This window comes from Stenotrophomonas sp. pho (assembly GCF_006228405.1).
Taxonomy (GTDB): Bacteria; Pseudomonadota; Gammaproteobacteria; order Xanthomonadales; family Xanthomonadaceae; genus Stenotrophomonas; species Stenotrophomonas sepilia.
The window spans coordinates 3,560,841-3,587,627 of the sequence record NZ_CP029759.1 but is presented as its reverse complement, the minus strand read 5'-3'; the positions used below and the strand labels follow the sequence as shown (position 1 = coordinate 3,587,627).

The window sequence follows — 26,787 nt, the reverse complement described above, 5'->3', positions numbered from 1 at the left end:
CCTGCGCATGACCGATCCATCCGTGGAACAGGCACCGTCTGCGCTCGAAGGTGACGGGCTGCGCCCGCAGCTGGCCGAACTGGTCGCGCTGCGCCGGCTGGCACAGCGTCCGCCGCCGCCGCGCCGTGGCCGCACCGGCAACGCGGGCCAGGCACCGTCCCCGCTGCGCGGCCGCGGCATGGAGTACGCCGAGTCGCGCGAATACGTGGCCGGCGACGACGCGCGCCACATCGATTGGCGTGTGACGGCGCGCACCGGTCGCGCCCATACCAAACTGTTCCAGGCCGAACGCGAACGAGTCAGCCTGATCGTGGCCGATACCTCGCCGGCGCTGTACTTCGGCACCCGCGTGCGCTTCAAATCGGTGCAGGCCGCACGCGCCGGTGCTGTTGCCGCGTGGTCGGCGCAGCGCCGTGGCGACCGCGTGGGCGCATTGCGTGGCAGCGACCGCGAAGCGCCGATCGCTCCGGCAGGTGGGCCACGCGGCGTGCTGCGCGTGCTCGACGCGCTGACCCGCTGGTACGCACAGCCGCCAGCCGACGATCTGGGCCTGGAGCGCGCGCTGGACCATGCCGGTCGCGTGCTGCGCCCGGGGGCACGCATGCTGGTGCTGGCCGATCCGCAGCAGGCCATCCGCATTCCGCCCGCGCGCTGGAGCGCGCTGGCCCAGCATCACGACCTCAGCCTGGTGCTGCTGGTCGATCCACTGGAGCTGCGGCCACCGTCGGCGGCGTTGCAGTTCCAGACCGCGCAGCAGCGCATCGGTCTCGACCTGCGCCGCAGCGAAGTGCAGGCGCACTGGCAGGCGCACTTTGTCGAGCCGCTGCAGGAACTTCGGCGCCAGCTCGGCGCACGCCGTGTCGACGTGCAGGTGCTGTCCTCCGATGCGCCCAGCGACGCCTGGCTGGCGCCGTCGCCGACCGAGGTGCCGGCATGAGCGCCGCGCTGCCGTTGCGCGATGTGCAGCTGCCGCCAGCACCGTCATGGTGGCCGCCAGCCCCTGGTTACCTGATGATCGGCGCGGTGGTCGTGCTGGTGCTGCTGGTGATCGCCGTGGTGATGTGGCGACGTCGCCGCCGCCGCCAGCGCTGGTTGCAGCTGTTCGATCAGGAACTGGCAATCGCCCCCGACGCTACGGCCGAACTGGCGGCCATCGCGGGACTGCTGCGCCGTGCCGCACGCCATGCGAAGCCGGGCAGCGAATCATTGCGCGATGACGCCTGGTGGCAACGCCTGGACCCGCAGGGCACGTTGCCCGCTGCACGTCGCAGCCTGTTGGCCGAAGGCGCCTATCGCCCGCGCGTCGACAGCAACGACGTTGCCGCTGTGCGCAGCTGGGCCCGCGAACGCTATCTGGCGATGGTGCTGGAGCGGCGCCGATGAACCTGCTGGCAAGTTACTGGCCATGGCCGGACCTGCAGCTGGCGTGGCCGCTGGCCCTGCTGGCCCTCCCGATGCCGCTGCTGATGCGCTGGTGGAAGCGCCGTGCAGAACCCGGCGCCGCACTGCGTGTGCCCTATGCTGCCGCCGAGCTCGAAGCCCTGTCTGGTGGCGGCCGTGTTGACGCGTCGTGGCTGCGCACGCTGCTGCTGTGGCTGGGCTGGTGTGCACTGTGCATCGCGCTGGCACGACCGCAGCAGCTGGGCGAAGCCATCACCCCGCCGCAGCAGGGGCGGCAGATGATGCTGGCGATGGATGTGTCCGGCAGCATGGGCGAGGGCGACATGGTGCTGGGCGGCCAGGCGGTCGATCGCCTCACCGCGGCCAAGGCCGTGCTGGCCGACTTCCTGGATCGTCGTGCCGGCGACCGCGTTGGCCTGCTGATCTTCGGCGACCGCGCCTATACGCTCACGCCACTGACTGCGGACCTGGCCAGCGTGCGCGACCAGCTGCGCGACAGCGTGGTCGGGCTGGCCGGGCGCGAGACCGCCATCGGGATGCCATCGGCCTGGCGGTCAAGCGCCTGCGTAGCCAGCCGGAGGGGCAGCGCGTGCTGATCCTGTTGACCGATGGTGTCAGCAATGCTGGTGTGCTGGAACCCCTGCGCGCCGCGGAAGTGGCGCGCGCCGAGGGCGTGCGCATCCACACGGTTGCGTTTGGCGGCGATGGCAGCATGCGGTTGTTCGGCATTCCGATTTCCACCGACCAGGATCCGGTCGATGAGGCCACTCTGAAGAGGATCGCCAGCATGACCGGCGGCCAGTTCTTCCGCGCGCGTGATACCGCGCAGCTGGCCGGCATCTATGCCGAGCTCGATCGCCTGGAGCCAGTGGCCGCAAAGGGCCCGAGCCTGCGCCCTCGCGAGGAACGCTATGCGTGGCCGTTGGGCCTGGCATTGCTGCTGGGCGCATTGGCATGGCTGTGGCCGGAGCGTCGCCGATGATCGCGTTTGCTTCGAATCTTCCCGACTGGAACGCGCTGCACTTCCTGCGGCCCGAGTGGTTGTGGGCACTGCTGGCGCTGCCGCTGATCATCGCGTTGGCGCTGTACCGGCAACGGCGCAGTGATGCGTGGCGGCAGGCGGTGGATGCACATCTGTTGCCACATCTGCTGGCCGCCGGCGCGAAGCGTCGTGTGCGCCTGCCATGGGCGCTGCTGCTGGGCTGGACACTGGCATCGCTGGCGATGGCCGGGCCGAGCTGGCGGCAGCAGGCGCAGCCGATGTTCCAGGCCAGCGCACCGCTGCTGGTGGTACTGGACCTGTCCAGCCGGATCAGCGCAACCGATCTGCCACCGTCGCGCCTGCTGCAGGCGCGCGCGAAAGTGGGCGAGCTGCTGCGCGCGCGCCAGGGCGGGCAGGTGGGCCTGGTGGTGTATGCCGATGATGCCTACACCGTGGCGCCGCTGACTGATGACGGCCGCAATGTTGCGCTGTATCTGGATGCGCTGTCGCCGGACGTGATGCCACGCGATGGCCAGCGTGCCGACCGCGGCATCGACTGGGCAACACGGCTGATGCGGCAGATCGGTGCGCTGCAGGGGCAGATCCTGCTGGTCAGCGATCAGGCGGATGGTGAAGCTGCACTGGCGGCAGCGCAGGCACGCAGCCTGGGCCTGCAGGTGTCGGTGCTGGGCCTGGGCACGCCTGCCGGTGCGGCCTACCGCGATGGCAGCGGGCAGATCCGCCAGGCTGCGCTGGATGAAGGCAGCCTGCGCGCGGTGGCCACTGCCGGCGGCGGCCGCTATGCACGCATCTCCGCCGATGACAGCGATCTGCGTGCGCTCGGTGTACTCGACGCGCGCGAAGGCACGCCGGCGCAGCGGCCGGGCGAAGGCAAGCAGTGGCGTGACGAAGGCTTCTGGCTGCTGCCGCCGGTGATGCTGCTGGCATTGCTGGCCTTCCGCCGTCGTGCGCTGCTGGCCGCGGTGCTCGCGGTCGGCCTCGTGCCATGGATGAATGACGCGCAGGCGCAGGCACCTGCGACGCAGGCCTCGCAACCCGCGCAGGGCACGCTGTGGAAGCGTAACGACCAGGCGCAGCATCAGCGCCTGGCCGAGGGGGTCCAGGCTTACCGCAAGGGCGACTTCGCCACTGCGCGCAGGCAGTTCGAGGGTATCGACAGCGATGCCGGCTGGTACAACCTGGCCAACACGCTGGCACGCGAAGGCAACTACGACGAAGCGATCGCCGCCTACGACCGCGCGCTGGCGTTGCATCCCGGCATGGCCGATGCGGTCGCCAACCGTGCCGTGGTCGATGCCGCGCGCAAGCGCAGGCAGTCGGGTGGCAAAGGCCAGGATCAGCAGAAGCCACCGCAGAACGGGCAGCAGAAGCAGCAGAAGCAGCAGAACGATGCCCCGGGCCAGCAGAACCCGCAGGGCCAGAAGCCGCAGCAGGGACAGCAGAATCCCGGCCAGGGCCAGCAGGGGCAGCCCAAGGCGGGTGACGACAAGAACCCGTCGAGCCCGCAGCCCGGCGAGCGCGGCCGCGATGGCCAGCAGGCGCCACCACAGGTGGAGGATGCCAAGGCACAGGCCCAGGCCGATGAGCAGCAGCGCCAGCGCATGCAGCAGGCGATGCAGCAGGCACGCGAGGGCGAGGCTGGCAAGGACGGCAAACCCGTACCGGGGGGGAGGGCCGCACGCCGCGCGAGCGCGAGGAGCAACAGGCGGTGGAAGCGTGGATGCGGCGTGTGCCGGATGATCCGGGCGCGCTGCTGCGGGCCAAGTTCCAGCTGGAAAACGAACGCAGGAAGAGGGAAGGGCGATGACGCGGGCGATCAACATGCACGGGCACTGGTCACGGCCGGTACTGGCGGCGCTGTTGCTGTGGCTGCCGCTGCTGGCCTGGGCGCAACCACGTGCCTGGCTGGACCGCGACCGCATCGCGATGGGTGATACGGTCACCCTTAATGTCGAGAGCGATCAGGGCGCTCCCGACTTCACGCCATTGCGCACCGACTTCGACCTGAGCGGCCAGACCAGCAGCCGCCAGGTGGAATGGAGCAATGGCAGCATGCAGCAGCGCAACCTGTATGGCGTGGCGCTGACGCCGCGGCGCAGTGGTGCGCTGGTGGTACCGGGCCTGCAGGTGGGCAGTGTGCGCACTGCGCCGCTGACGCTGCAGGTCGATGCGGCCGCCGTGGCCAGGCCTGACAGCAATGCGATGGCCTTCATCGAAACCCTTGTCGATGACGATACGCCGTACGTGCAGCAGAGCGTGGGCGTGGTGGTGCGGTTGTATTTCGCCTCGCAGCTGGCCTCCGGCGAGCTGGTGCTGGATACCCCGGCGGGCGCGTCGTTGCAGCGCGTTGGCGACGACCGCACAGATGTGCGCCAGGTCAACGGGCGCCGCTACAACGTGGTCGAACGACGTTTCCTGCTGATCCCCGAGCGCAGCGGCGCGTTGCGGCTGTCCGGTGCGCGTTTCAGCGGGCGCAGTGCCGGAGGTTTCTTCGATGACTTCTTCGGGGGCGGCGATGGCCGCATGAATGCCACTGGCGCAGACCGCACGTTGCAGGTGCAGGCACAGCCGGCACAGGCGCCGCAGCCGTGGTTGCCCCTGCAGAGCCTGCAGCTGCGCTACACCAGCGCGCCCACCAGTGCCCGTACCGGCGAGGCAGCCAACGTGGTGGTCGAAGCGGTTGCCGAAGGCGCCACCCGAGCACAGTTCACCGACCTGCCGGTCCCCGATGTCGGCAACGCAGCGCAGGTGTTTGCCGAGCCGGCACAGTACGAAGAGACCTTCAACGGCAGCACGCCGCGCCTGAAGATCACCCGCCGCTATTCGATCGTGCCGCGCCAGCCGGGTTCGCTGGTGGTGCCGGGACCACGCCTGCCCTGGTGGGATGTGCGCAACGGCAAGGCACAGGAAGCCAAGCTGCCGGACCTGACGCTGGCCGTTGCGGCCGGTACCGGCGCTGCCACTGCCTCGCCGGCAGCGCTGCCACCGATCGACACCGCTGCCGCGCTGCCGGGCAGCGATGGACAGGATGCGCGTATCGCCGCGACCGATCCACGCGCCAGCGGCCTGTCCGAGCGTCCGTGGCCGTGGATGGCGGCGGCCATTGGCCTGGCGCTGCTGTGGCTGCTGACCCTGTTGTGGGGCTGGCAGCGAGGCCGACGCCCGCGTGTGGCGGCGCCTGCAGCCGGCACGCCCTCTGTGCCGACCGTGGTGAGCGGACGCGCGGGCCTGGCCGAACTGCGCCGCGCGCTGGATGGTGAGGGTTTCGATCAGGTGGAGGCGCGTCTGTGTGCGATGGCGGGCGTGGAGCGCATCGAGCAGGTGATCGCCCGGCTGGATGACCCGGCCCAGCGCCAGGTGTTGCTGGACCTGCAGCAGGCGCGCTGGGGCGGGCAGGGCGAACTGGCCCCTTTGCGCACGCGCCTGCGCGAGGTCTTCCGTGACGGACCGCACTGGTCGGCGGCTACCGGCGCCGCCGACACTGGCCTGGCGCCGTTGTATCCAACGCGGCGAACCTGAACCGGCGCCGCTTGCGCGCTTTGTTAGAGTGCATTCATTTTTCGAGGAAACCCGCGCATGACAGCAGCTGCTGCCGACAAGAAGAAGTTGCCCCTGCATTGGAAGATGGGCATCGGCTTTGCGATCGGCCTGATCCTGGGACTGATCGTGCACGCCCTGGGCGGCAGCGTCGATGGTCTGCAGGCCGGTGCCAAGTGGGTCATGGACTACGTCACCACCCCGGCGTCGGGCCTGTTCCTCAACCTGATCTTCATGCTGATCGTGCCGCTGATCTTCTCGGCGCTGATCATGGGCGTGTCGGAGATGGGCGACATCCGCGCCCTCGGCCGCATCGGCTGGAAGACCCTGGCGTATACCGTGCTGCTGTCCGGCATCGCGGTGGGCATCGGCCTGGTGCTGGTCAACCTGCTCAAGCCGGGCGCCGGCGTGGATCCGCAGGTCGCCGCGATGATGCTGTCGGAGAACGCCGAACGCAGCAAGGAAATCGTCGCTGGCATCCATGGCACGCCGAAGGGCATGGACATGCTGCTGTCGATCGTGCCGAGCAATGTGCTGCAGGCCGCGTCGGACAATGGCGCGATCCTGTCGCTGATGTTCTTCGCGCTGATGTTCGGCATCGGCATGGTGCTGACCGACAATGAGAAGGTCGCCCCGTTGCGCCGCGCCATCGAAGGCGTGTTTGAAATCTCGATGACCCTGATCAACCTGGTCATCCGCTTGGCCCCCTATGCAGTGGCCTGCTTCATGTTCAATCTGGCCGCGCTGTTCGGTTTTGAGCTGATCATCCGCCTCGGTGCCTACGTGGGCGTGGTGGTGCTGGCACTCGGCCTGCACATGATCGTGACCTACGGTACCGCGGTGTGGCTGTCCGGCCGCTCGCCGCTGTCGTTCTTCCGCGATACCCAGGAAGCGACGGTGATGGCGTTCTCCACCGCCTCCAGCAACGCGACCCTGCCGACCGCACTGCGCGTGGCCGACCAGATGGGCCTGCCGCAGCGCGTGTCGCGCTTCGTGCTGACCGTGGGTGCTACCGCCAACCAGAACGGCACCGCGCTGTTCGAGGGCGTGACGGTGATCTTCCTGGCCCAGTTCTTCGGCGTGGACCTGAGCATCGGCCAGCAGATCATGGTGATGGCGGTCTGCATCCTCGGCGGCATCGGCACAGCGGGCGTGCCTTCGGGCTCGCTGCCGGTGGTGGCGATGATCTGCGCGATGGTCGGTGTGAATCCGCTGGGCATCGGCCTGATCCTGGGCGTGAACCACTTCCTGGACATGTGCCGTACCGCCCTGAACGTGACCGGCGACCTGGCCCTGACCACGCTGGTGGCCAAGGGCGAGTCGCATGACGGACCGGCGCTGGGCACGCCCCTCGATTGAACGCGCCCTGAATGCCATGGATACTATCCCGACGCATGGAAGGCGTCGGGATTGGCGCCGTGCGAAAGGGAGCAGAAATGAGGATTTCGTACGTGATGGTCGCCGCCCTGGGCCTGCTGGCTTTCGACGCCAGTGCCCAGAAGGCCTGTGAAACCAACTACACCAAGACCGGCAGCTTCTTCGCCGGGCGCACCTTCACCACCTGGGACGTGGTGCCCAACGTTACCCCGGCCGACGCTCTCAAGCGTATCCAGATCGAGGGCGTGAAGTCGGGCCTCAAGGTGGCCAGCGTGGACAAGGACCTGGGCATGCTGACCCTGGAACAGAACGTCCAGTTCAATGGTGGCCAGACCACCCTGCCGTGGAACGTGCTGGTTGAAGCCGAGGGCAAGGGTTCGAAGATCACCGTGACCAAGACCACCCCGGCCACCTACGCCACTGGCGAGGACTTCCAGAAGAAGTCGATGTGTGGCGTGATCGAGGCTGCCGCGCCCAAGTAAGGGGTTGGCGGGACCAGATCCCTTTCACTGGCAAGGGATCTGGTCCTACGCCTGAACCCGGCCCCGGGTCTGTGGGACAATAGGCCGCCCGCACGTCCGCGGCCGCCTCCCGATTCCGACAGAACCATGACGCAGCCTACCCGTCGCCAGTTGGCCAACGCCATCCGCTTCCTCGCCGCCGATGCGGTTGAAACCGCAAAGTCCGGCCACCCCGGCATGCCCATGGGCATGGCCGACATCGCCGAAGTCCTCTGGAACGACTACCTCCGCCATAACCCGAGCAACCCGCACTGGTTCAACCGCGACCGTTTCGTGCTGTCCAACGGCCACGGTTCGATGCTGCAGTACGCGCTGCTGCACCTGAGCGGTTACGACCTGCCGATCGAGCAGCTCAAGCTGTTCCGCCAGCTGGGCAGCCACACCGCCGGCCACCCGGAGCGCCACGAGACCCCGGGCGTGGAAACCACCACCGGCCCGCTGGGCCAGGGTTTCGCCAATGCCGTGGGCTTCGCCCTGGCCGAGAAGCTGCTGGCACAGCGCTTCAACCGCCCGGAGCTGGAAGTGGTCGACCACCGCACCTGGGTGTTCATGGGTGATGGCTGCCTGATGGAAGGCGTGTCGCACGAAGCGGCCTCGCTGGCCGGCACCTGGGGTCTGCACAAGCTGGTCTGCTTCTGGGACAACAACCACATCTCCATCGACGGCAACGTCGAGGGCTGGTTCACCGACAACACCCCGGAACGTTTCGAGGCCTATGGCTGGAACGTGATCCGCGATGTTGACGGCCACGACCCGGAAAGCATCAAGGCCGGCATCGAGGCCGCGCTGTCGCAGAGCGACAAGCCGACCCTGATCTGCTGCCGCACCACCATCGGCTTCGGTTCGCCGAACAAGGCGGGCAAGGAATCCAGCCACGGTGCTCCGCTGGGCAAGGACGAGCTGGAAGCCACCCGCAAGCAGCTGGGCTGGGAATACGGCCCGTTCGAGATCCCGCAGGCGATCTACGACGGCTGGCGCGCCAATGGCGCCGGCACGCTGCGCCAGGCCGAGTGGGAACAGCTGTTCGACAAGTACGCCAGCCAGTATCCGGCGGAGGCGGCTGAGCTGACCCGCCGCTCGCATGGCGAGCTGCCGGCCGACTTCGTTGCCAAGGCCGATGCCTACATCGCCCAGGTGGCCGCAGAGGGCCCGACGATCGCCTCGCGCAAGGCCTCGCAGCTGGCCATCGAAGCCTATGCGCCGCTGCTGCCGGAAATCGTCGGTGGCTCGGCCGACCTGGCGCACTCCAACCTGACCCTGTGGAAGGGCAGCAGGTCGGTCGCCAGCGACGACGCCAACGCCAACTACGTGTACTACGGCGTGCGCGAGTTCGGCATGACCGCCATCGCCAACGGCCTGGCCCTGCACGGTGGCTTCATTCCGTTCGACGCCACCTTCCTGGTGTTCAGTGATTACGCCCGCAACGGCGTGCGCATGAGCGCGCTGATTCCGGCCCACGCCATCCACGTCTATACCCACGACTCGATCGGCCTGGGCGAAGACGGCCCGACCCATCAGCCGGTGGAGCACCTGGCCTCGCTGCGCTACATCCCGAACAACGATGTGTGGCGCCCGTGCGATGCGGTCGAGTCGGCCGTGAGCTGGAAGGCCGCGATCACCCGCCAGGACGGCCCGAGCTGCCTGGTGTTCAGCCGCCAGAACCTGCCGCACCAGCCGCGCAGCGCCGAGCAGATCGCCCAGATCGAGCGCGGCGGTTACGTGCTGGCCGATGCTGCCGGTACCCCGGACGTGATCCTGATCGCCACCGGTTCGGAAGTCTCGCTGGCTACCGAAGCCAAGGCCCAGCTGGATGCGGCCGGTATCAAGACCCGCGTGGTCTCGATGCCGTCCACCGACGTGTTCCTGCGCCAGGATGCGGCCTACCGTGAATCGGTGCTGCCGAACGCGGTGCGCAAGCGCGTGGCCGTGGAAGCTGGCGTCACCGGTTTCTGGCGCCAGTTCGTAGGCCTGGACGGTGCCGTGATCGGTATCGACACCTTCGGTGCTTCGGCCCCGGCCGACCAGCTGTACAAGCACTTCGGCATCACCACGGCGCACGTGGTGGAAGCTGCCAAGGCGCTGTAAGCAGCCTCTCGGCGCAACAAAGGAAAGGCCGGCGCAAGCCGGCCTTTCTCGTTGCCGGAAGAAAAAGGGGACGGAGGGAATCAAGTCGTATGTGCACAAACGACTTGATTCCCGCCGTACCCTTTTTTCAGGCGGTGCGTGCCAGTGCCAGGCGCAGCAGCCGCGCGTCCAGGCGTTCGGCGAAGTCTTTCGGTGCCTGCAGGCCCATGCGCTGCAGGTACACCGCATCGCCGTCGCCGGCCGGTTGCCGCAGCGCTGCCCAGACGGTGCGCAGCTTGTCGCTGCGGGTCTGCGTGTTGGCCTTCAGCCACGCCAGCGCTTTGACCAGCACCTGCTCGATCTCGTTGAAATCGCTGCCCAGCGGGTAGTCCGGCAGGCTGCCATCGGCACGGAATGGGGCCAGTGCCGCGGCCAGTGCCTGCGGCGTGTTGCGCTGCTGGCGCTGCGGGTCGGGCTGGGACGCCGCCAGCAGCTTGCGCGAGGCGTGTGCCTGCTGCAGCAGATCGCCCTGGAAGGGCGCTTCGGTGATCGCGGTCATCGCATGCACGCAGTCTTCGTCGGTCAGGCCGCGCAGATCGGCGATGCCGTATTCGTTGAGGTAAATGTCGCGCAGGTGGCGCGGGATGGTGGTGTGGCCGTAGTTCCAGCGCACGTTCGATTCCCGGTGGCCCTTGTCATCGCGTGCGGCACGGAACATCAGCACGCTGCGCGCTTCCGGCAGGGCATGTGCCATCGCCACGAAGTTGTACTGGCCGCCCACGCCGGACACCACGCGTCCATCGTCCAGCGCGTCCGATACCGCCGCGCCGAGCGCGGTAGCCATCATGCAGGAATTGAAGAAGCGCGCATGGCGGCGCTGCAGGCGCTCCAGTGCCTCGTTACCGCCATACAGCTGGTTGATCTCGCTGATGCGGCGCATGCCGATCGCACGGCATTCGTCTTCCGGCAGCGTGCGCAGCCACTCGTAGAACTCCGGTGAGCCCAGGTAGAACGCACCGTGCAGGTACTCGCCTTCGGCGGCCAGGGTGGCATGGTCGATGGACAGCGTGCTGCCATTTTCGATGCGTTGCATCAGCGCCAGGTCGTCGTGCACCTTGCGCTTGATCACCCCGGTCTGCACCAGCCTGCGGAAGCCCTCGTTGAGCATCTCGCTGCAGCCGTACAGTCCCACTTCGAACGGGTCCACGCCGCCGATCTCCTGCACCAGCGGGTGGCTGGCCAGCTGCGGATCAAGTGCATGCAGCACGCGGCGGTAGCGCGCGTTGTCGGTGTGGCGCAGCACCAGCGCATGGCTGAGCGCGTCGGCCAGCGTGCCGATGCCGATCTGCAGGGTGCCGCCGTCGCGCACCAGGGTGCTGGCATACAGGCCGATGGCGTAGTCGGCATCGCCGACCGGCTGCCGCGGCAGCCCGAACAGCGCCGGGTACGGTGGCGGTGGGGTGATCACCAGATCGAAGAACGACACATCGACCGTCGCCGAGCCGGCCAGGTAGGGCAGCTGCGGATCGATCTCGGCGATCAGCAACGGGCGCGGCAGGCCGCGCGCGGTCATCGCATCGAGCGTGTCCTGGGTGATGTCGTTGTTGCACGACAGCGAAAGCCGGCGGTCATTCGGCCGCATCGCCACCTTCTGCACGATCACCTGCGGTGCGCGCTGAGCGACCGCATCGGCGGCGTGGGTGTAGTTCAGGCTGGTATAGCTGGATTGCGCCTGCCGCGAACCGAGCAGGGCGCCGGACTGCATGTAGAACTCTTCCACCTGCACGTGCGCTGGCAACGCGTCGCGCGCGATCGCATCGGCATAGGCCAGGCGCGGGAAATCGTCGCCGAAGTGGCGCTGCGCAAACGGCGCCAGGAAGCGTGCCTCCAGGCCGTTGCCACGCGCGTTCGGCGGATTCAACGACAGCGCGGTGTACAGCTGCAGCGGCCGTGAGGGATCGTGCTCGACGCGCGCATACAGGGCGTTGAGCAGCCGATGTGGCTTGCCCAGCGCCAGCGGTGCCCCGATCCGCAGCGGCCCGTCCACGCGCGCTAACAACCAGTCGACGGCGGCGTCCAGGTCGGTGAGGTGTTCGGTCATGCGTGGCGGTCCTGCGTGCGGGGGAGTGCGGGCATTACAGCATGTCGGGCTTGAACCGCCGTCGACGCGAGACTTCCACGCCGGACACCATGAACTGCCCGTCGCCGCGGTAATGCACCGTGCGCGGCAGTTTCGGCCGGGACGCAACATGGGCGCGCACGATCTCCCAGATGAACAGGTTGCTCGACGCCACCTGGCTGTCGTCGTACAACCGGCATTCGAAGTTCGAGTGGCATTGCCCGACCAGCGGCGCACCGACCTCGCGCGCGGGCAGCGCATCGAGCCCGAAACGGGCGAACTTGTCGACCTCGCGGCCGCTGCAGTTGCCGATGTCCACCACGGTATCGAGCAGTTCCACGCCGGGTACGTTGATCACGCACTCGCCACTGCCGACGGCCAGTGCATGGCTGTGGTTTTCATTCCACAGGTAGGTGGCGACCAGCGACGGCGAGAAGCCCATCACCATGTGCCAGCCCATCGTCATCAGGTTGCGCTGGCCGCGCCAGGCGGTGCTGACCAGCACGATCGGGCCGGGTTCGAGGAAGCGTCGGGCCTGCTCGACCGGGAATTCCTTCTTGGGAAGCGCTTTCATCCGAAGCCTCGGCCGGGAGTGCTCGATGCTGGCGCAAAGCCGATGAATCCGGAGTCGAGGGGCTTGACAGGAGGTTCGATTACGCGCGTAATCAGATTATCGATTACGGATGTAAACAATGATCCCGATCAGCGAAGCCGAAGCCGTTGTGATGGAGGTGCTGTGGCAGCAGGCACCGCGCAGCGCCGATGATGTGGTGGCTGCGCTGGCTCACCGCGACTGGGCCGAGCCGACCATCAAGACCCTGCTCAACCGCCTGCTGACCAAGGGCGCCATCGCCGCTGAGCGCGATGGCCGGCGATACCTGTACCGGCCGCTGCTGCAGCGTCAGGCGTGGGTGGAGGCGCAGAGCCGGGACTTCATCGGCCGTGTCTTCGAAGGCCGCGTGGCACCGCTGGTGGCGCACTTCAGCGAACGTGGCCAGTTGAGCGCGCAGGACATTGCCGAACTGAAGAAGCTGATCCAGGAGCTGGATCATGACTGAGCTGCTCGGCGGACTATGGCAGGCCAGCCTGTGGCTGGCGGCAGGCGTGATCATGCTGGCTGTGCTGCGTCCGTTGCTGCTGCGGCTGGGTGGCGTTGGACTGGCCTATCGCAGCTGGTGGTTGCTGCCGATGCTGCTGTTGGCGCTGATGCTGCCGCTGCCGCAGGTTGCGCTGTTGCAGCAGGTACCGACGTTGCCGCTGAAAGTGATGCCCGGTGCCATCGATGCGCTGAGCCGACCGTCGCTGCCATGGGGTGGGCTGTTGCTGGCGCTGTGGGCGACGGGCGCAGGTGCCTGCCTGTTGCGCGACCTGCGCGCGCAGCGTCGCTTCGAACGGCGCATGGGCCCGCTGACGCCGCGCACCGATGGCAGCTGGCAGGCCAGTGGCGACCCCGGCCTGCCCGCGCTGGTCGGGCTGTGGCGGCCGCGCATCGTGGTCGGTCCTGACTTCGATCAGCAGTTCAGCGCGCAGGAACAGAGCCTGATCCTGCTGCACGAGCGCAGCCACCGCCGCAATGGCGATCACTGGGCCAATGGTGCGTTGCTGCTTATGCGTGCCGTGTTCTGGTTCCACCCGCTGGTGCCCTGGGCCGCACGCTGCTTCCTGCGCGACCAGGAACTGGCCTGCGATGCCCGCACCATCGCCCCGCAGCCTGCGCTGCGCGGGCTTTACGCCAGCACGCTGCTGAAGGCGCAGCTGGTCCACCCGGTTGCGCCAGCGGTCTGCCATTGGCGCAGCCAACCCGTGTTGAAGGAGCGTATCGCCATGTTGAAGCAGTCCAAGCGGAAGGCATTGCCGTGGGTATCGGGCAGGTGCTGGTCGTCGGGTTGTGCCTGGGAATGGGCGCATTGGCGTGGGCCAGCCAGGGCGATGCGATGGCTGGCCGCCCGGCAGCGGCGGTCATGGATCGGGAGATCCAGGTCGTCAAGATGCCACCGCCTTCCTATCCGAAATCCGCGGTCGAGGAGCGCCAGGTGGGCGTGGTGAACCTGCGCGTGGAAGTGGATGCCAGCGGCCAACCCACCGATGTCAGGGTGCTCAGTGCCACCAATCCGGGCGTGTTCGACGCGGTGTCGATCACCGCAGCGCGCAGCTGGACCTATCGGCCGGCGATGAAGAACGGCAAGCCGGTGGCAGGCGCAGTGAAGATTCCGATCACCTTTGCGATGGACAACAGCGAGGACGCCCAGTGAAGTCCGCGCCGCTGCTCGTGGTGGTAGCGCTGATGGTGGGGTGTGCGAGCCAGGAACGGCTGGCCACCGTGCACACCCGCAGCGAGAATGTCGGCCACCAGCGACTGCAGCCGCAGGCGGGCGGTGGCAGTGGGCAGTTGCAGGCGTATTCGCTGGGTGCGACCGAGGGCTACCGGATGCCGCAGTTGTACGCGGCACCGGACCCGGAGGTCGGCGATCGTGACCCGCGTGCGGAACTGGCGCCGACCACGATCTGCCTGCAGGTGGTGGTTGATGCCAACGGCGTCGTCGAGCGCAGCCTGCCATTGACCGATCGCCCGGAGTGCGCGGCAGGTGCTGCGGGCGAGAATGCGCCCCTGCTGCAGGCTGCGCAGGAGGCCGTGGCGATGTGGAAGTACTCGTCCGCAGCGGTCTGCCACTTCGCGGCTGGCAAGGTGCCTGCCGACCGCGGTGACTGCCGGGGCGCCGAACGGGTCGAGCCGGTGGCGGTCACCCTGCAGTACGCCTTCACCTTCGAGATTGTGAAGGGCCAGCATGTGGTGCGCACGCAGGGAAAATGAACGCTCGCGGTCCGTGATGGAAACCGATGGCGCCGGGCTCTGCCCGGCGTACGTCAGGCCCCGCCCTGGATGTTGGCCTTCACCGCCGGCTGCATCAGCTTCGGTTCTTCCAGCGTAGCATCGCGGGCCTGGCGCACGCTGACGAACTCCGCCTCGGCCACGCCGTCATGCACGTGGATGTTGTGCGCGCGCTGTTCGCCGATGGTCGTTTCGTTGGCGAAATCACGCCCGCCCGGGCCGTAGTCGTGGCAGACGAAAACCCGGGTGGTATCGGGCAGCGCCAGCAGGCGCTGGATCGAGCGGTACAGCTGCGCGGCATCGCCACCCGGGAAATCGCAGCGTGCGGTGCCGCCGTCGGGCATGAACAGCGAGTCACCGGTGAACAGCGCATCGCCGATCAGGTAGGCGATGCTGTCGCTGGTGTGGCCGGGCACGGCGATCACCTGTCCTTGCAGCTCGCCAATGGCAAAGGTTTCGCCGTCGCTGAACAGGTGATCGAAGATCTCATCGGCGGCCGGAAGCTGCAGGCCATAGCGCGGCGCGAACGTGGCCTGCACCGCGCGGATGCCTTCACCGATGGCCAGCGTGGCGTGCGGGAAGCGCTGCTTGAGCCGGCGCCCGGCCGACACATGGTCCGCATGGGCATGGGTTTCCAGCAGCCAGCGCAGCTGAAGGTCCTGCTGTTCGATGGCCTGCAATGCCCCGCGCATCGGTGATTCGCTGCTGGCGTCGGTGTCCGGGTCGTAGTCCAGGACCGGGTCGATCAGCGCCGCCTCACTGCTGGCCGGATCGCTGACCAGGTAGCTGAAGGTATTGCTGTCACGGTGGAAGAACGACTGCACCTGGACCGGCATCGGAATTCTCCTCAGCGCGTGCCGAGCACGCGGTTCAGCAACTGCGCCAGGTTCTCGCCGGCCAGTCGCAGCTGCGCTTCGGCCAGCGGCCGGTAGCGCTCGGTGTATTCGTCACCGATTTTACGCGTGGCCGGATAAACGCCAGCTTGCATGGAAATGCGGCAGCTGGCCTCGGCCCAGGTCTGTGGGTCGCGCTGCGGGTTGGACTGGCGCGCCAGCTTCGGCGCGCGCTGGCTCTGCAGCAGCGGCAGGTAGCCGGCGTCGTCCAGCTTGCGGGTGTTGAGCATGCCGCTGTCCCACAGCGAGTGCAGGTTGGTACCGCGGTTGCCGAACTGCAGCTGGAAATCGTTGCCGCCCTTGTCATGAGCGTAACCGGCATGCATCGGCTGGTGGATGTCGCCGACCAGGTGCACGACGAACTTCAGTGCCTGCAGGCGCTCGCCATCGGTCAGGCTGCGGTCGCCCAGGATGGCGCTCTGTGCTTTCAGGGCCTCGACGATGCAGTTGCCGTTCCTGCAGTGCTTCGGTGCTTCGTAATGGCAGTCGTCTTCGGCGATGTTGACGTAGTGCCAGCCGGCCGAACGACGGCCCAGGCCGGGGTCCTTGGCGCGCAGCTGGTCGGCCCACGGCGCGATGCTGGCCAGGGTGGCGTCCGCTTCGGTAGCCAGCAGGCGGTCCACTTCGGCGCGGGCGGCGGGGTTGAGGCGGGCGTCGGCGACTTCGGCAACCAGGCGGTGGCCTTGCGCGCCCCAGGCATGGGCGGGGGCGGAGACGGACAGCAGGGCCGGCGCCAGGGCGGCGGCGAGGAACAGGGAGTGCAGGGCTTTCATGCACATATTCTAGCGGGGTAGGTGGATTGAAGAGCGGCGCGTTCCTGTCTGCTGGGGCTGGCTGCAGGGGCAGGCGCTGCGGGACACGCTGCAAGTACGTCCCTGTAAGCTCGGCCGCGGCATTCATGCCGCGGACGGTCCCGCAGCGCCTGCCCCTGCAGCCCCATCCAACATGGCTGCGGAGGCGGATGCAAACGTCAAAGGCAACATCAAGAACAAATGCAGGATCAAAATCCGCCTTTTGCAATTGCAGGCAACCATTACGCCTCGGATGTACAGGCTCTGCTCCCCGCCTCGCCCCAGCTCCGGAACCGCTTCAGTCCCAGGCACAAAAAAGCCCCGGCAATCACCGGGGCAACATGCTGCGAGGGTTTTGCGTATAGCGGGGGAGCGGGGGCGAAGCCCCCCGCACTCAACACACCGCTTTAGAACTTGAAGACGTACGAAGCGCCGTAGACCAGCGGATCGATGTTGACGGTGCCGATCTTCTCGCCGTTCAACTTCACCTTGCTGTCGATGTCGATCCAGCGCATGTCCACGCGCAGGGCGCCCTTCTCGCCGATCGCGAAATCGATGCCCGCATGCGCGGCCAGGCCCCACGAATCCTGCAGCTTCAGCTTGCTGCCGGCCAATGCACCGGTGGTATCTTCGCTGAAGAAGGTGGTGTAGTTCACACCTGCACCGACGAACGGCGACACCTTGCCCTTGCTGTTGAAGTGGTACTGCAGGGTCACCACCGGCGGCAGCTGCTTGGTGCTGCCGACGCGGCCCAGGCCGTTGATGTTGATGTCGTGCTTGAACGGCAGCGCGGCCAGCACTTCGATGCCCAGGTTGTCGGCGATGAAGTACTCGCCGGTGATGGTCGGCTTGACGTCGTTGTCGACGTCGACCTTCAGGGTGCCGCCGGCCAGCCAGCCGTTGTTCGACTTCGGCGCCACCTGGTGCACGCCGGCCGAAACGGTCCAGTCGCCCTTGGACTGGGCCATGGCCGGGGCGGCGGCGAGGGACAGGGCGGCGGCCAGGCTGGCCACGATCAGGGAGGAGGTCTTGCGCATGGGGGTGTTCTCGTTGCTGGGTGGATGGCGACAGTCTCGGCCTCACGCCGCGCTAACGCTTTGATCCGGATCAAATCCTGTCCGCCGACCTGCTGGCGGCCCGGCCTGGCCCACGGTGGCCAGCCCCGGCCTGCTAGACTTGTGGGCCCTATCCATCCCGCCGCACCCGTCGCGGCTGCAGGAGCTTGAGAAATGGCAATCAAGGTTGGTATCAACGGTTTCGGTCGCATCGGGCGTAACGTCCTGCGCTCGGCGGTGCTGAACTTCGGCGACGACATCGAAATCGTGGCCATCAACGATCTGCTGGAGCCGGATTACCTGGCCTACATGCTCAAGTACGACTCCGTGCACGGCCGCTTCAAGGCCGACGTAGCGGTGCAGGGCAACGACCTGCTGGTCAACGGCAAGAAGATCCGCCTGACCCAGGAACGCGACCCGGCCAACCTGAAGTGGGACGAAGTCGGCGCCGACGTGGTGCTGGAAGCCACCGGCCTGTTCCTGACCAAGGAAACCGCGCAGAAGCACATCGATGCCGGCGCCAGGAAGGTCATCATGTCGGCCCCGTCGAAGGACGACACGCCGATGTTCGTGTTCGGCGTGAACGACAAGACCTACGCTGGCCAGGCAATCATCTCCAACGCCTCGTGCACCACCAACTGCCTGGCCCCGCTTGCCAAGGTCATCAATGACAAGTGGGGCATCAAGCGCGGCCTGATGACCACCGTGCATGCGGCCACCGCCACCCAGAAGACCGTCGATGGCCCGTCCAACAAGGACTGGCGCGGTGGCCGTGGCATCCTGGAAAACATCATTCCCTCGTCCACCGGTGCGGCCAAGGCCGTCGGCGTGGTCATCCCGGAACTGAACAAGAAGCTGACCGGCATGAGCTTCCGCGTCCCGACCTCGGACGTGTCGGTGGTCGACCTGACCGTCGAGCTGGAGAAGGAAGCCACCTACGCCGAGATCTGCGCTGAAGTGAAGGCACAGAGCGAAGGCGCGCTGAAGGGCATCCTCGGCTACACCGAAGACAAGGTCGTGGCCACCGATTTCCGCGGCGAGACCTGCACCTCGGTGTTCGACGCCGACGCCGGCATCGCCCTGGACGGCACCTTCGTCAAGCTGGTGACCTGGTACGACAACGAGTGGGGCTACTCCAACAAGTGCCTGGAAATGGCCAAGGTCATCGCCGCCAAGTAAGGCCGGTGTAGATCGCAGACGGACCCCGGCCTGGCCGGGGTTCGTCGTTTATGGGACCCACCCTGTCGTAGCATGGGGCGGTCGACCGCCGCCGCTGGGGCGCGGGATCGCATTGGAAGCACGCAATGGAAGCACTGATAGCCCTGGTCGTACTGGTTCTTCTGGCCATTCCGCTGTTGCTGGTGGTCGCGCTGGTGATGATTGCCGGCCTGCGCCGCCGCGTCGCTGCGCTGGAAAGCGCGATGGCCGCCGCGCCGGCCGCCGTCAGGCCGGCCGCCACCGCACCCGCGCCTGAACGGCCTGTGGCCGCACCTGCTGCCAGCGCCGATCCACCGTTCCTGCGGCCGGCCGCCGCTGCTGCTGCGCCTCAGCCCCCGCAGCCACCGGTGCGCGAAGCAACGCCCACCGAGGTGCCTGTCCCCCGTCCTGCTGCGCCACCGCCGGTGCCGCCGGTGCCGGTGCAGCCGCCGCTGCCTTCCGAACCGGAACTGCCCAATGTCATCGAGCGTGGCATCGGTGCGGTCAAGCGCTGGTTCACCGAAGGCAACGTGCCGGTCAAGATCGGCATGCTGGTGCTGCTGGCCGGTGTCGCAGCGCTGCTGAAGTACGTCAGCGACCAGGGCTGGCTGGTGCTGCCGATCGAACTGCGCCTTGCCGGCATCACCGTGGCTGCGCTGGGCCTGCTGGCCTTCGGTTGGCACCAGCGTGAACGCCGGCGGCTGTTTGCCCTGGCGCTGCAGGGCGGTGCCATCGGCGTACTGCTGCTGACCATCTTCGCGGCGTTCAAGCGCTTCGACCTGATTCCGCCGGCCTTTGCCTTTGCCAGTTCGATCGCACTGGTGGCCGGGCTGTGCGTGCTGGCGGTGGTGCAGAACTCGCGCACGCTGGCCGTACTGGGCATCCTGGCCGGCTTCATGGCACCGCTGTGGCTGTCCACCGGCAGTGGCAACCACGTGGGGCTGTTCAGCTATTACGCCGTGCTCAATGCGGGCATCTTCGCCATCGCCTGGTTCCGCCCGTGGCGCGCGCTGAACCTGCTGGGCTTCGCCTTCACCTTCGGCATCGGCACCTTCTGGGGCGTGCTGCAGTACGCACCGGACAAGTTCAGCAGCACCGAGCCGTTCCTGGCGCTGTTCTTCGTGTTCTACCTGCTGATACCGCTGCTGTACGCGCGTCGCCAGCCGGCCGGCCGCCGTGACCTGATCGATGGCAGCCTGGTGTTCGGCACGCCGCTGGTCGCGTTCTCGCTGCAGGCAGGCATGCTGCACGCGCAACCGATGACGCTGGCACTGTGCGCGCTGGGCCTGGCGGCGATCTACGCGGTGTTGGCCCGGGCGCTGATCGCACGTGCGTCGTACACCGTGCTGGCGCAGTCGCATGCCGTGCTCGCGGTGGGTTTCGCCACGCTGGCGGTGCCGCTGGCATTGTCGGCGCGCGCCACGGGCGCCGTGTTTGCACTGGAAGGCGCTGGCCTGGCGTGGTTGGGGCTGCGCCAGAAGCGGTGGCTGCCGCAGGTCTCCGGCGCGTTGCTGCAGATCGGCGCCGCATTCGCCTTCGTTGCCGGTGGCGACCACTGGCACGAAGACCTGCGCTTCCTGATCAACCCGACCGCCGTTGGCGCGCTGTTGCTGGCCCTGGCCGGCTTCGCGTCGGCGTGGAGCTACCAGCGCAGGCCGCGTCATGAGGTCGCACTGGTGTATTACCTGTGGGGCCTGCTGTGGTGGCTGGGCGGCCTGGTCCATGAGATCACCCGCTTCTTCCCGTACCGCACCGAAGTGGACGCGTTGCTGGTGCTGGCCGCGGTCACTGCCTGGCTGGCGGCCGAAGCGCAGCGTCGCCAGCCGGCGCGTGCGCTGGGCGTGACCGCGCTGGCCATGCTCGCGCTGGGCTTCCCGCTGGCCCTGATGCAGAGCGATGCACACCACCAGCCGTTCGCCGGCCACGGCGCGCTGGCCTGGGCGGTGTTCGCGGTACTGGGCGTGCGTACCCTGCTGTGCCTGCGCCAAGGCGGCGATACCGTGGCCCGCATCGCGCAGTTCCTGTGGTGGCTGCTGTGGCCGTCGCTGCTTTCGTTGCTGGCCTTGTGGGTAGTGGCGAGGCCGGCCTGGCGCAGGGTTGGACGACCCTGCTGGTGACCTTGCCGTGGCTGCTGATGGCGGCGCTGTCGCTGTGGCGCTGGAACGCATTGCGCTGGCCGCTGGGCGCGGCATTCGACAGCGCGCGCGTCCCGCTGCAGTGCGTGCTGTTCGGCCTGCTGGCGATCGGTTGGCTGCTGGGCCAGCTGCTGCCGGGCGACGCCGCACCGCTGCTGTGGCTGCCGGTGCTGAATCCGGCCGAGATCGGCCAGTGGCTGAGCCTGCTGCTGCTGGCGCGCTGGCTGTACGGCAGTGAGGCACCGCAGGCATTGCTGAACATCCGCATGCCGCTGCTGGCACTGGCGGCCTTCCTCGCGTTGACCAGCCTGGTGCTGCATGGCGTGCACCAATGGGGTGGACTGGCGTGGAATGCCTCGATGATGCGCTTCAGCCTGGCGCAGACCAGCCTGACCGTGTTGTGGAGCGTGCTGGGTGTGATTGCCTGGGTGTGGGGTTCGCGTCGCAGCCAGCGTGTGTTGTGGATGGTCGGTGCCGTGCTGATGGGCGTGGTGCTGGCCAAGCTGGTTATTGTCGATCGCCAGCACCTGGGCAACCTGCTGGGCATCGCATCGTTCATCGCCTACGGCCTGCTGTGCACGGTCGTGGGTTATCTGGCACCGGCACCGCCAAGCGCGGCGCCGACCGTGGAGGAAACGCAATGAGGAAGTGGAGCAGGGCGCTGCTGCCGGCGATGTTCGGCATGCTGGCCGCCGTCGTGGTACAGGCGGCTGATTACCGCACGCAGTATGCCGAGCAATGGCCGCTCACATTGTCCAGTGCGCAGTCCGGTGCCTACCGTATCGTGCTGGAGCCGGCGATCTACCGCCGTGCCGTGACCGCCGATCTCAGCGATCTGCAAGTGTTCAACGCGGCCAGCCAGTTGTTGCCGTCGGCACTGCTGGCGCCGGACCAGCCGCTGGCGCAGTCGCCGGTGCAGCGTGAACTGCCGTGGTTCGTGCTGCCGCCGCTGGCCGATGCACAGCGCAACGACCTGCAGCTGCTGACCGAGCGTGATACCGATGGGCGCGTGCGCCGGGTCGAAGCGCGGGTGGGTGGCGGGGCAGGGTCGAGCGGGCAGGGCGGCTGGCTGATCGACGCCAGCATGCTCGATCAGCAGCCGCTGGCGGCACTGGTGCTGGACTGGAACGACAGCGGCCAGCCGCTGCAGGTGCAGGTGCAGCTGGATGCCAGTGACGACCTGCAGCACTGGCGATCGATTGGCCGCGACGTGCCGCTGGTGGATCTGCAGCGCGCCGGCAAGCGCCTGCTGCAGCGCCGCCTGCAGGTGGACGGCGCTGCACGCTACCTGCGCATCCTGGCGCAGGGCGACTCGCGCCTGCCGACCCTGCGCGGCGTACTGGCGGAACTGCCGCCAGCTCCGGCCACGCTGCCCTGGGAATGGCTGTCGCTGGAGCCGACGTCGTCGGGCAAGGGCGAGTACACCTTCGAGATGGATGGCCGGTTCCCGGTGGCACGTGCCGATGTCGCCAGCACCGATAACAGCCTGGTGCAATGGACGCTGTTCAGCCGCGATGACGAGAGTGCGGAATGGCAACGTCGCAGCGCGCCGTGGATCGCCTACCAGGTGCAGCAGGGCACGCAGGGCCAGCGCCAGCAGTCGGCGGCACAGCCGCTGGGCGGGGTGCACCGCGACCGCTACTGGAAACTGGTGGCGAATCCGGCGGAAACCGCCACCGCGCCGACGCTGCGCCTGGGTTACCAGCCGGAAGTGCTGGTGTTCCTGAGCCAGGGTGCGGCGCCCTACGCACTGGCGGTGGGCAGCGCGACCGCGCGCCGCACGGACGCGCCGATCGGGTGCTGATCGAGGAACTTCGGCAGCGCAACGATCCTTCGTGGCAGCCAACACTGGCGCGCCTGGAAGGCAGCCCGGAGCCGCTGGCCGGCGATGCGGCGCTGAAGCCGCAGCGCGATTGGAAATCGTGGTTGCTGTGGGCGTTGCTGGGCCTGGGCGTACTGGTGGTGGGTGGCCTGGCGCTCAGCCTGCTTCGGCAGAAGCCTGCGCCTTCGGCGTAGGTTCCGGCGAACGGCGCAGCCCCTCGTGGGTGGGCGGTTGGTCGCGTAAAGCAAAAGCAGCGCTTGGCCGGGCGGGGTGGGTTCGTGGGGGACGCCGCAAGTACGTCCTTGTAGGCTTGGCAGCCGCATCCATGCGGCTGGCACCCCCGCGAACCCACCCCGCCCGGCCTCTGACAATTTCCGTGTGCGTCCACCCACGGAAAGAAAAAAAGGAGAGCAAAAGCTGCTTGGCAGGGCGCTCTTTGTAGAGCCGAGCCCATGCTCGGCTGCTGTTCGCGATAGACCCAGCCGAGCACGGGCTCGGCTCTACATTTTTCTCCGACACCAGAAACCGCTTTTGCCTTTGCCATCTGCATCACCTCAGGTGCCTGTCGAGGCCGGGGCGGTGTGGGCTGGCAGGGGTGTCTGATCTGGCCCCCCGTCAGCGGACGCCAAGAAGCGATACTTTGATCGCACTTGGAGGTCCCTTATGTCCCGTATCACCCGTCGTAGCTATACCGATGAGTTCAAGCACCAAGCCGTGGAGTTGGCCGAGTCGCTCGGGCCTGCCGCAGCAGCCCGTCAGCTGGAGATGTCGGTCAAGACGCTGGCAAATTGGCTTGACGCGGTCCGTGCTGGCCGGTCTCTGACCTCTGAGGCTCGCAGGCCAACCACCGACCTGGAAAGCGAGATCAGCCGCCTTCGGGCCGAGAACGCCAATCTGAAGATGGAGCGGGAAATCCTAAAAAAAGCGGCGGCGTTCTTTGCCAGAGAGTCCAAGTGAGGTACGCCTTCGTCGCCAGTCAAAGGACTCACTACCCGACCAGGTTGTTGTGTCGGGTTCTTGGGGTTTCTGTCTCTGGATTCCATGATTACCTGCGTCGGCAATGTGCCCAAGCGTGCGATGCCGATTCGGCCCTGCGTACCGAGCTTCGGGCCATTCATGTGACCAGCAAGCGCAGTTATGGGCGACGTCGGCTGGTCAGGGCCTTACGAGCCAGGAATCATCCAGTCGGCCACAAGCGCGTGGCACGGTTAATGGCCGAGGAGCGAATCCAGGGCAAGACCAAAGGCCGATTCCGACCCAAGTCCTCCGGCGGCTCATCTCAGCTCGCCCCCAACCTGCTGGATCGGCAATTTGCCCCCGGAACCGGACCGACGGCGTGGGTCGGGGATATCACGTATGTCCCCACCCGCCAGGGATGGCTGCATCTGGCCGTGGTCATCAGCGTCCAGACCCGGCAGGTGCTGGGCTACAGCGTTTCCAAGCGTCTGACTGAAGAGCTGGTGGTGAAAGCATTTGCCAATGCCTGGGCTCTGCATCCACAACGACCCGGCCTGATCTTCCATTCAGATCGTGGTGGGCAGTACTGGGGGAACGAGTTTCGCCAGCTGCTGCAGTCCCATGACGTGGTCCAAAGCATGAGCCGGCCTGGCAATTGCTGGGACAACGCGGTGGCCGAGAGCTTCTTTGCGACGCTCAAGACAGAAGAGGCTGCCGAGCCTTACGCCAGTAGGGAACAAGCCAGCCAGTGCATCGCTGCTTACATCCACGGCTTCTACAATCCAGCCCGGCTACACTCGGCGCTGGGCTACCACTCGCCTAACAACTACGCCCGGCAGCTCCGGGCTGCCGCCTGAAACGGCTTCATGGCGTCCGTTTTCAGGGGGCCAGATCAGTCAGCCGCATGGATGCGGCTGCCAAGCCTCCAGGGATGGATTCACGGCGTCCCCTGCCAGCCCACACCACCCCGGCCCACTCACAGCACCACGAAGCGCCAGCGCTTTGGCCGTTGCTGTTGCTGTTGCATTTGCCCTGCGCCTCTGCCTGCCGCAGGCATCGGCCCTCCCACCAGCCGCACCCGATACAATGGCCGTCTGCCGCAGACCGGCATCCCGTCCCCGAGCCAAAGAGTTGCCCATGTCCATTGTCCGCATGACCGACCTCGACCTCTCCGGCAAGCGCGTGCTGATCCGCCAGGATCTGAACGTGCCGATCGAGAATGGCCGCATCACCTCCGAACAGCGCATCACCGCTTCGTTGCCGACGCTCAAGCGCGCGCTGGAGCAGGGCGCGGCGGTGATGGTCACCTCGCACCTGGGGCGCCCGAAGGAAGGCGTGTGGAGCGAGGCCGATTCGCTGGCACCGGTCGCCCAGCGCCTGTCCGAACTGCTGGGCCGCGACGTTCCGCTGGTGCGCGACTGGGTCGACGGCGTCGACGTGCAGCCGGGCCAGCTGGTGCTGCTGGAAAACTGCCGCATGAACGTCGGCGAGGGCAAGGACGACGAGGCCCTGTCGAAGAAGTACGCCGCCCTGTGCGACGTGTTCGTGATGGATGCCTTCGGTACCGCGCACCGTGCGCAGGCCTCCACCCATGGTGTCATCCGCTTCGCACCGGTCGCGGCCGGTGGCCCGCTGCTGATGGCCGAGCTGGACGCGCTGGCGCAGGCGCTGGATGCACCGGCCAAGCCGCTGCTGGCCATCGTCGCCGGCAGCAAGGTCAGCACCAAGCTGGAGTTGCTGGCCAATCTGGTTGGCAAGGTCGACCAGCTGATCGTCGGTGGCGGTATCGCGAATACCTTCATCGCCGCAGCTGGCTACAACGTCGGCAAGTCCCTGTACGAGCCGGACCTGCTGGATACCGCGAAGAAGATCGTGGCCGATGCCAAGGCACGCGGCGCCGACATTCCGCTGCCGGTTGACGTGGTCACCGCCAAGCAGTTCCTGCCCGACGCTGCCGCGGAAGTGAAGGCGGTCGATGCCGTTGCCGAAGACGACCTGATCCTGGACATCGGCCCGCAGACCGCCGCGCAGTACGCGCAGCTGATCGAGAAGGCCGGCACCGTGGTCTGGAACGGCCCGGTCGGCGTGTTCGAGTTCGAGTCCTTCAGCAAGGGCACCGAAGCGCTGGCCCGCGCGATCGCCAGCTCGAAGGCGTTCTCCATCGCCGGCGGTGGCGACACCCTGGCCGCAGTCGACAAGTTCGATATCGCCGGCGACGTCAGCTACATCTCCACTGGTGGTGGTGCGTTCCTGGAATTCCTGGAAGGCAAGACCTTGCCGGCTGTCGCCGCACTCGACGCGCGCGGCGCATGAGCGCCGAGCGCGGCAAGGATGTGCTGTTCTTCGATCTCGACGGCACGCTGATCGATTCGCAGGTGGGCATCACCGCCTGCATCGCCTATGCGCTGCAGAAGATGGACCATCCGGTGCCGCCGCAGGAAACCCTGCTGGGCTGGATCGGTCCTTCGCTGCGCACCACCTTCGCGCCGTTGTTCGTCGAACCGGCGCGGGTGGAACAGGCTGTGGGCTACTACCGGAGCGCTTCGACGTCGAAGGCTGGCGCGAGCACACGGTGTACCCGCAGGTGGAAGGCACGCTGCGCACGCTGCATGGCCGTGGACACCGGCTGGCGGTGGTCACCGCCAAGAACGAGCCGCACGCGCGCCGCATCCTCGCCCACCTGCCGTTCGGTGGGCTGTTCGAGGAGATCGTCGGTTCAACCCTGGATGGCTCGCGCAGCCACAAGCCGGAACTGGTCGGCGAGGCACTGCGCCGGCTGCAGGTGCAGCCTGCACAGTGCTGGATGATCGGCGACCGGCGCATGGACATCGAAGGCGCGCGCCACCACGGCCTGCGTAGTGTCGGCGTGCTGTGGGGCTTTGGCGGAGAGGCGGAATTGACGGAAGCCGGTGCCAGCCAGCTGGCACGTGAGCCGGCGCAGCTGGAAGCGCTGCTGGCCTAGCTTCCTGTGGAGCCGAGCCCATGCTCGGCTCCACAGAACCGCCCCCCTGCGCCAGCGTATGTCCGGATGATGTCCATTCCATGACCCGCGAAGTCAGGCGGCACAAGGCTGTAACCGTATACA

The 26,787-nt window shown here is 67.3% G+C and carries 18 protein-coding genes and 6 pseudogenes; 19 read left to right on the top strand and 5 right to left on the bottom strand.

Annotation, left to right across the window (positions count from 1 at the left end):
• Positions 1-7 precede the first annotated feature (7 nt).
• From DL544_RS16760 to tkt, 8 genes and pseudogenes are all read left to right on the top strand, one after another.
• Positions 8-937 (top strand): DUF58 domain-containing protein, encoded by a 930-nt coding sequence (locus DL544_RS16760; protein WP_065179082.1) that lies wholly within the window; start codon positions 8-10, stop codon positions 935-937.
• Positions 934-1,383 carry a DUF4381 family protein gene (locus tag DL544_RS16755; RefSeq protein ID WP_139727583.1) on the top strand — a complete coding sequence of 150 codons (450 nt, stop codon included), beginning with the start codon at positions 934-936 and terminating at the stop codon, positions 1,381-1,383. Before DL544_RS16760 ends, DL544_RS16755 begins: the two co-directional genes overlap by 4 nt.
• A pseudogene (locus tag DL544_RS16750) lies at positions 1,380-2,383 on the top strand (vWA domain-containing protein). The gene DL544_RS16755 and the pseudogene DL544_RS16750 overlap by 4 nt, the downstream one beginning before the upstream one ends.
• Positions 2,380-4,211 (top strand): annotated as a pseudogene (locus DL544_RS16745) (VWA domain-containing protein). The pseudogenes DL544_RS16750 and DL544_RS16745 overlap by 4 nt, the downstream one beginning before the upstream one ends.
• Complete coding sequence (locus tag DL544_RS16740) at positions 4,208-5,923, top strand: BatD family protein (RefSeq protein ID WP_235646243.1); 1,716 nt, start codon at positions 4,208-4,210, stop codon at positions 5,921-5,923. Before DL544_RS16745 ends, DL544_RS16740 begins: the two are co-directional and overlap by 4 nt.
• Positions 5,924-5,980: 57 nt before the next feature.
• A complete protein-coding gene (locus DL544_RS16735) occupies positions 5,981-7,300 on the top strand; it encodes a dicarboxylate/amino acid:cation symporter (RefSeq protein ID WP_139727579.1) in 1,320 nt (439 codons plus the stop codon).
• A 77-nt stretch (positions 7,301-7,377) separates the two neighbouring features.
• A complete protein-coding gene (locus DL544_RS16730; protein ID WP_227837915.1) occupies positions 7,378-7,800 on the top strand; it encodes a hypothetical protein in 423 nt (140 codons plus the stop codon).
• Positions 7,801-7,926: 126 nt separating this feature from the next.
• The gene (tkt, locus tag DL544_RS16725; RefSeq protein ID WP_139727577.1) at positions 7,927-9,924 is read left to right on the top strand and encodes a transketolase; all 1,998 of its coding nucleotides are present in this window, start codon (positions 7,927-7,929) and stop codon (positions 9,922-9,924) included.
• Between the two features lie 127 nt (positions 9,925-10,051).
• Here the strand turns inward: tkt and DL544_RS16720 are convergent, their stop codons facing one another.
• Together DL544_RS16720 and DL544_RS16715 are read right to left on the bottom strand one after the other, a co-directional pair.
• Entirely contained in the window at positions 10,052-12,004 is a 1,953-nt protein-coding gene (locus tag DL544_RS16720) for an acetyl-CoA hydrolase/transferase C-terminal domain-containing protein (RefSeq protein WP_139727575.1), read from the bottom strand.
• A 34-nt stretch (positions 12,005-12,038) separates the two neighbouring features.
• Positions 12,039-12,596, bottom strand: coding sequence for a flavin reductase family protein (locus DL544_RS16715; protein ID WP_065179076.1), 558 nt, complete (start codon positions 12,594-12,596; stop codon positions 12,039-12,041).
• Positions 12,597-12,714: 118 nt separating this feature from the next.
• On the opposite strand from DL544_RS16715, the gene DL544_RS16710 reads away from it, so the two are divergent.
• From DL544_RS16710 to DL544_RS16700, 3 genes and pseudogenes are all read left to right on the top strand, one after another.
• Positions 12,715-13,080 carry a BlaI/MecI/CopY family transcriptional regulator gene (locus tag DL544_RS16710; RefSeq protein ID WP_065179075.1) on the top strand — a complete coding sequence of 122 codons (366 nt, stop codon included), beginning with the start codon at positions 12,715-12,717 and terminating at the stop codon, positions 13,078-13,080.
• Positions 13,073-14,274, top strand: a pseudogene (locus DL544_RS16705) (M56 family metallopeptidase). The gene DL544_RS16710 and the pseudogene DL544_RS16705 overlap by 8 nt, the downstream one beginning before the upstream one ends.
• Positions 14,271-14,834 (top strand): hypothetical protein, encoded by a 564-nt coding sequence (locus tag DL544_RS16700; protein WP_139727573.1) that lies wholly within the window; start codon positions 14,271-14,273, stop codon positions 14,832-14,834. The pseudogene DL544_RS16705 and the gene DL544_RS16700 overlap by 4 nt, the downstream one beginning before the upstream one ends.
• A gap of 53 nt (positions 14,835-14,887) precedes the next feature.
• On the opposite strand, the gene DL544_RS16695 is transcribed toward DL544_RS16700, so the two are convergent.
• The 3 genes from DL544_RS16695 to DL544_RS16685 all read right to left on the bottom strand — a co-directional run bounded on the left by DL544_RS16695 (position 14,888) and on the right by DL544_RS16685 (position 17,573).
• On the bottom strand, positions 14,888-15,688 hold the full coding sequence (locus DL544_RS16695; protein WP_139727572.1) for an MBL fold metallo-hydrolase: 801 nt from the start codon (positions 15,686-15,688) through the stop codon (positions 14,888-14,890).
• An 11-nt stretch (positions 15,689-15,699) separates the two neighbouring features.
• Entirely contained in the window at positions 15,700-16,518 is an 819-nt protein-coding gene (locus DL544_RS16690; RefSeq protein ID WP_111201929.1) for a S1/P1 nuclease, read from the bottom strand.
• Between the two features lie 425 nt (positions 16,519-16,943).
• Positions 16,944-17,573: an OmpW/AlkL family protein gene (locus DL544_RS16685; RefSeq protein ID WP_005418891.1), complete on the bottom strand. Its 630-nt coding sequence runs from the start codon at positions 17,571-17,573 to the stop codon at positions 16,944-16,946.
• 192 nt (positions 17,574-17,765) lie between these two features.
• Here DL544_RS16685 and gap point away from each other — a divergent pair, with 192 nt between their 5' ends.
• The 8 genes and pseudogenes from gap to DL544_RS16650 all read left to right on the top strand — a co-directional run bounded on the left by gap (position 17,766) and on the right by DL544_RS16650 (position 26,664).
• Positions 17,766-18,770, top strand: a complete 1,005-nt coding sequence (gap, locus tag DL544_RS16680; RefSeq protein ID WP_005418885.1) for a type I glyceraldehyde-3-phosphate dehydrogenase — start codon at positions 17,766-17,768, stop codon at positions 18,768-18,770.
• A gap of 125 nt (positions 18,771-18,895) precedes the next feature.
• Positions 18,896-21,567 (top strand): annotated as a pseudogene (locus DL544_RS16675) (DUF2339 domain-containing protein).
• Positions 21,564-22,939: pseudogene (locus tag DL544_RS16670) on the top strand (DUF3999 domain-containing protein). Before DL544_RS16675 ends, DL544_RS16670 begins: the two co-directional pseudogenes overlap by 4 nt.
• A 469-nt stretch (positions 22,940-23,408) precedes the next feature.
• Complete coding sequence (locus tag DL544_RS16665) at positions 23,409-23,702, top strand: transposase (protein WP_032954795.1); 294 nt, start codon at positions 23,409-23,411, stop codon at positions 23,700-23,702.
• Positions 23,699-24,559 (top strand): IS3 family transposase, encoded by an 861-nt coding sequence (locus DL544_RS16660; RefSeq protein ID WP_065185370.1) that lies wholly within the window; start codon positions 23,699-23,701, stop codon positions 24,557-24,559. Before DL544_RS16665 ends, DL544_RS16660 begins: the two co-directional genes overlap by 4 nt.
• A gap of 280 nt (positions 24,560-24,839) precedes the next feature.
• The gene (locus DL544_RS16655; RefSeq protein WP_005418866.1) at positions 24,840-26,015 is read left to right on the top strand and encodes a phosphoglycerate kinase; all 1,176 of its coding nucleotides are present in this window, start codon (positions 24,840-24,842) and stop codon (positions 26,013-26,015) included.
• Positions 26,012-26,170, top strand: a pseudogene (locus DL544_RS22085) (HAD hydrolase-like protein); the annotation flags it as partial. The gene DL544_RS16655 and the pseudogene DL544_RS22085, both read left to right, overlap by 4 nt.
• Positions 26,155-26,664 carry an HAD family hydrolase gene (locus DL544_RS16650; protein WP_479692450.1) on the top strand — a complete coding sequence of 170 codons (510 nt, stop codon included), beginning with the start codon at positions 26,155-26,157 and terminating at the stop codon, positions 26,662-26,664. The pseudogene DL544_RS22085 and the gene DL544_RS16650, both read left to right, overlap by 16 nt.
• Positions 26,665-26,787 lie beyond the last annotated feature (123 nt).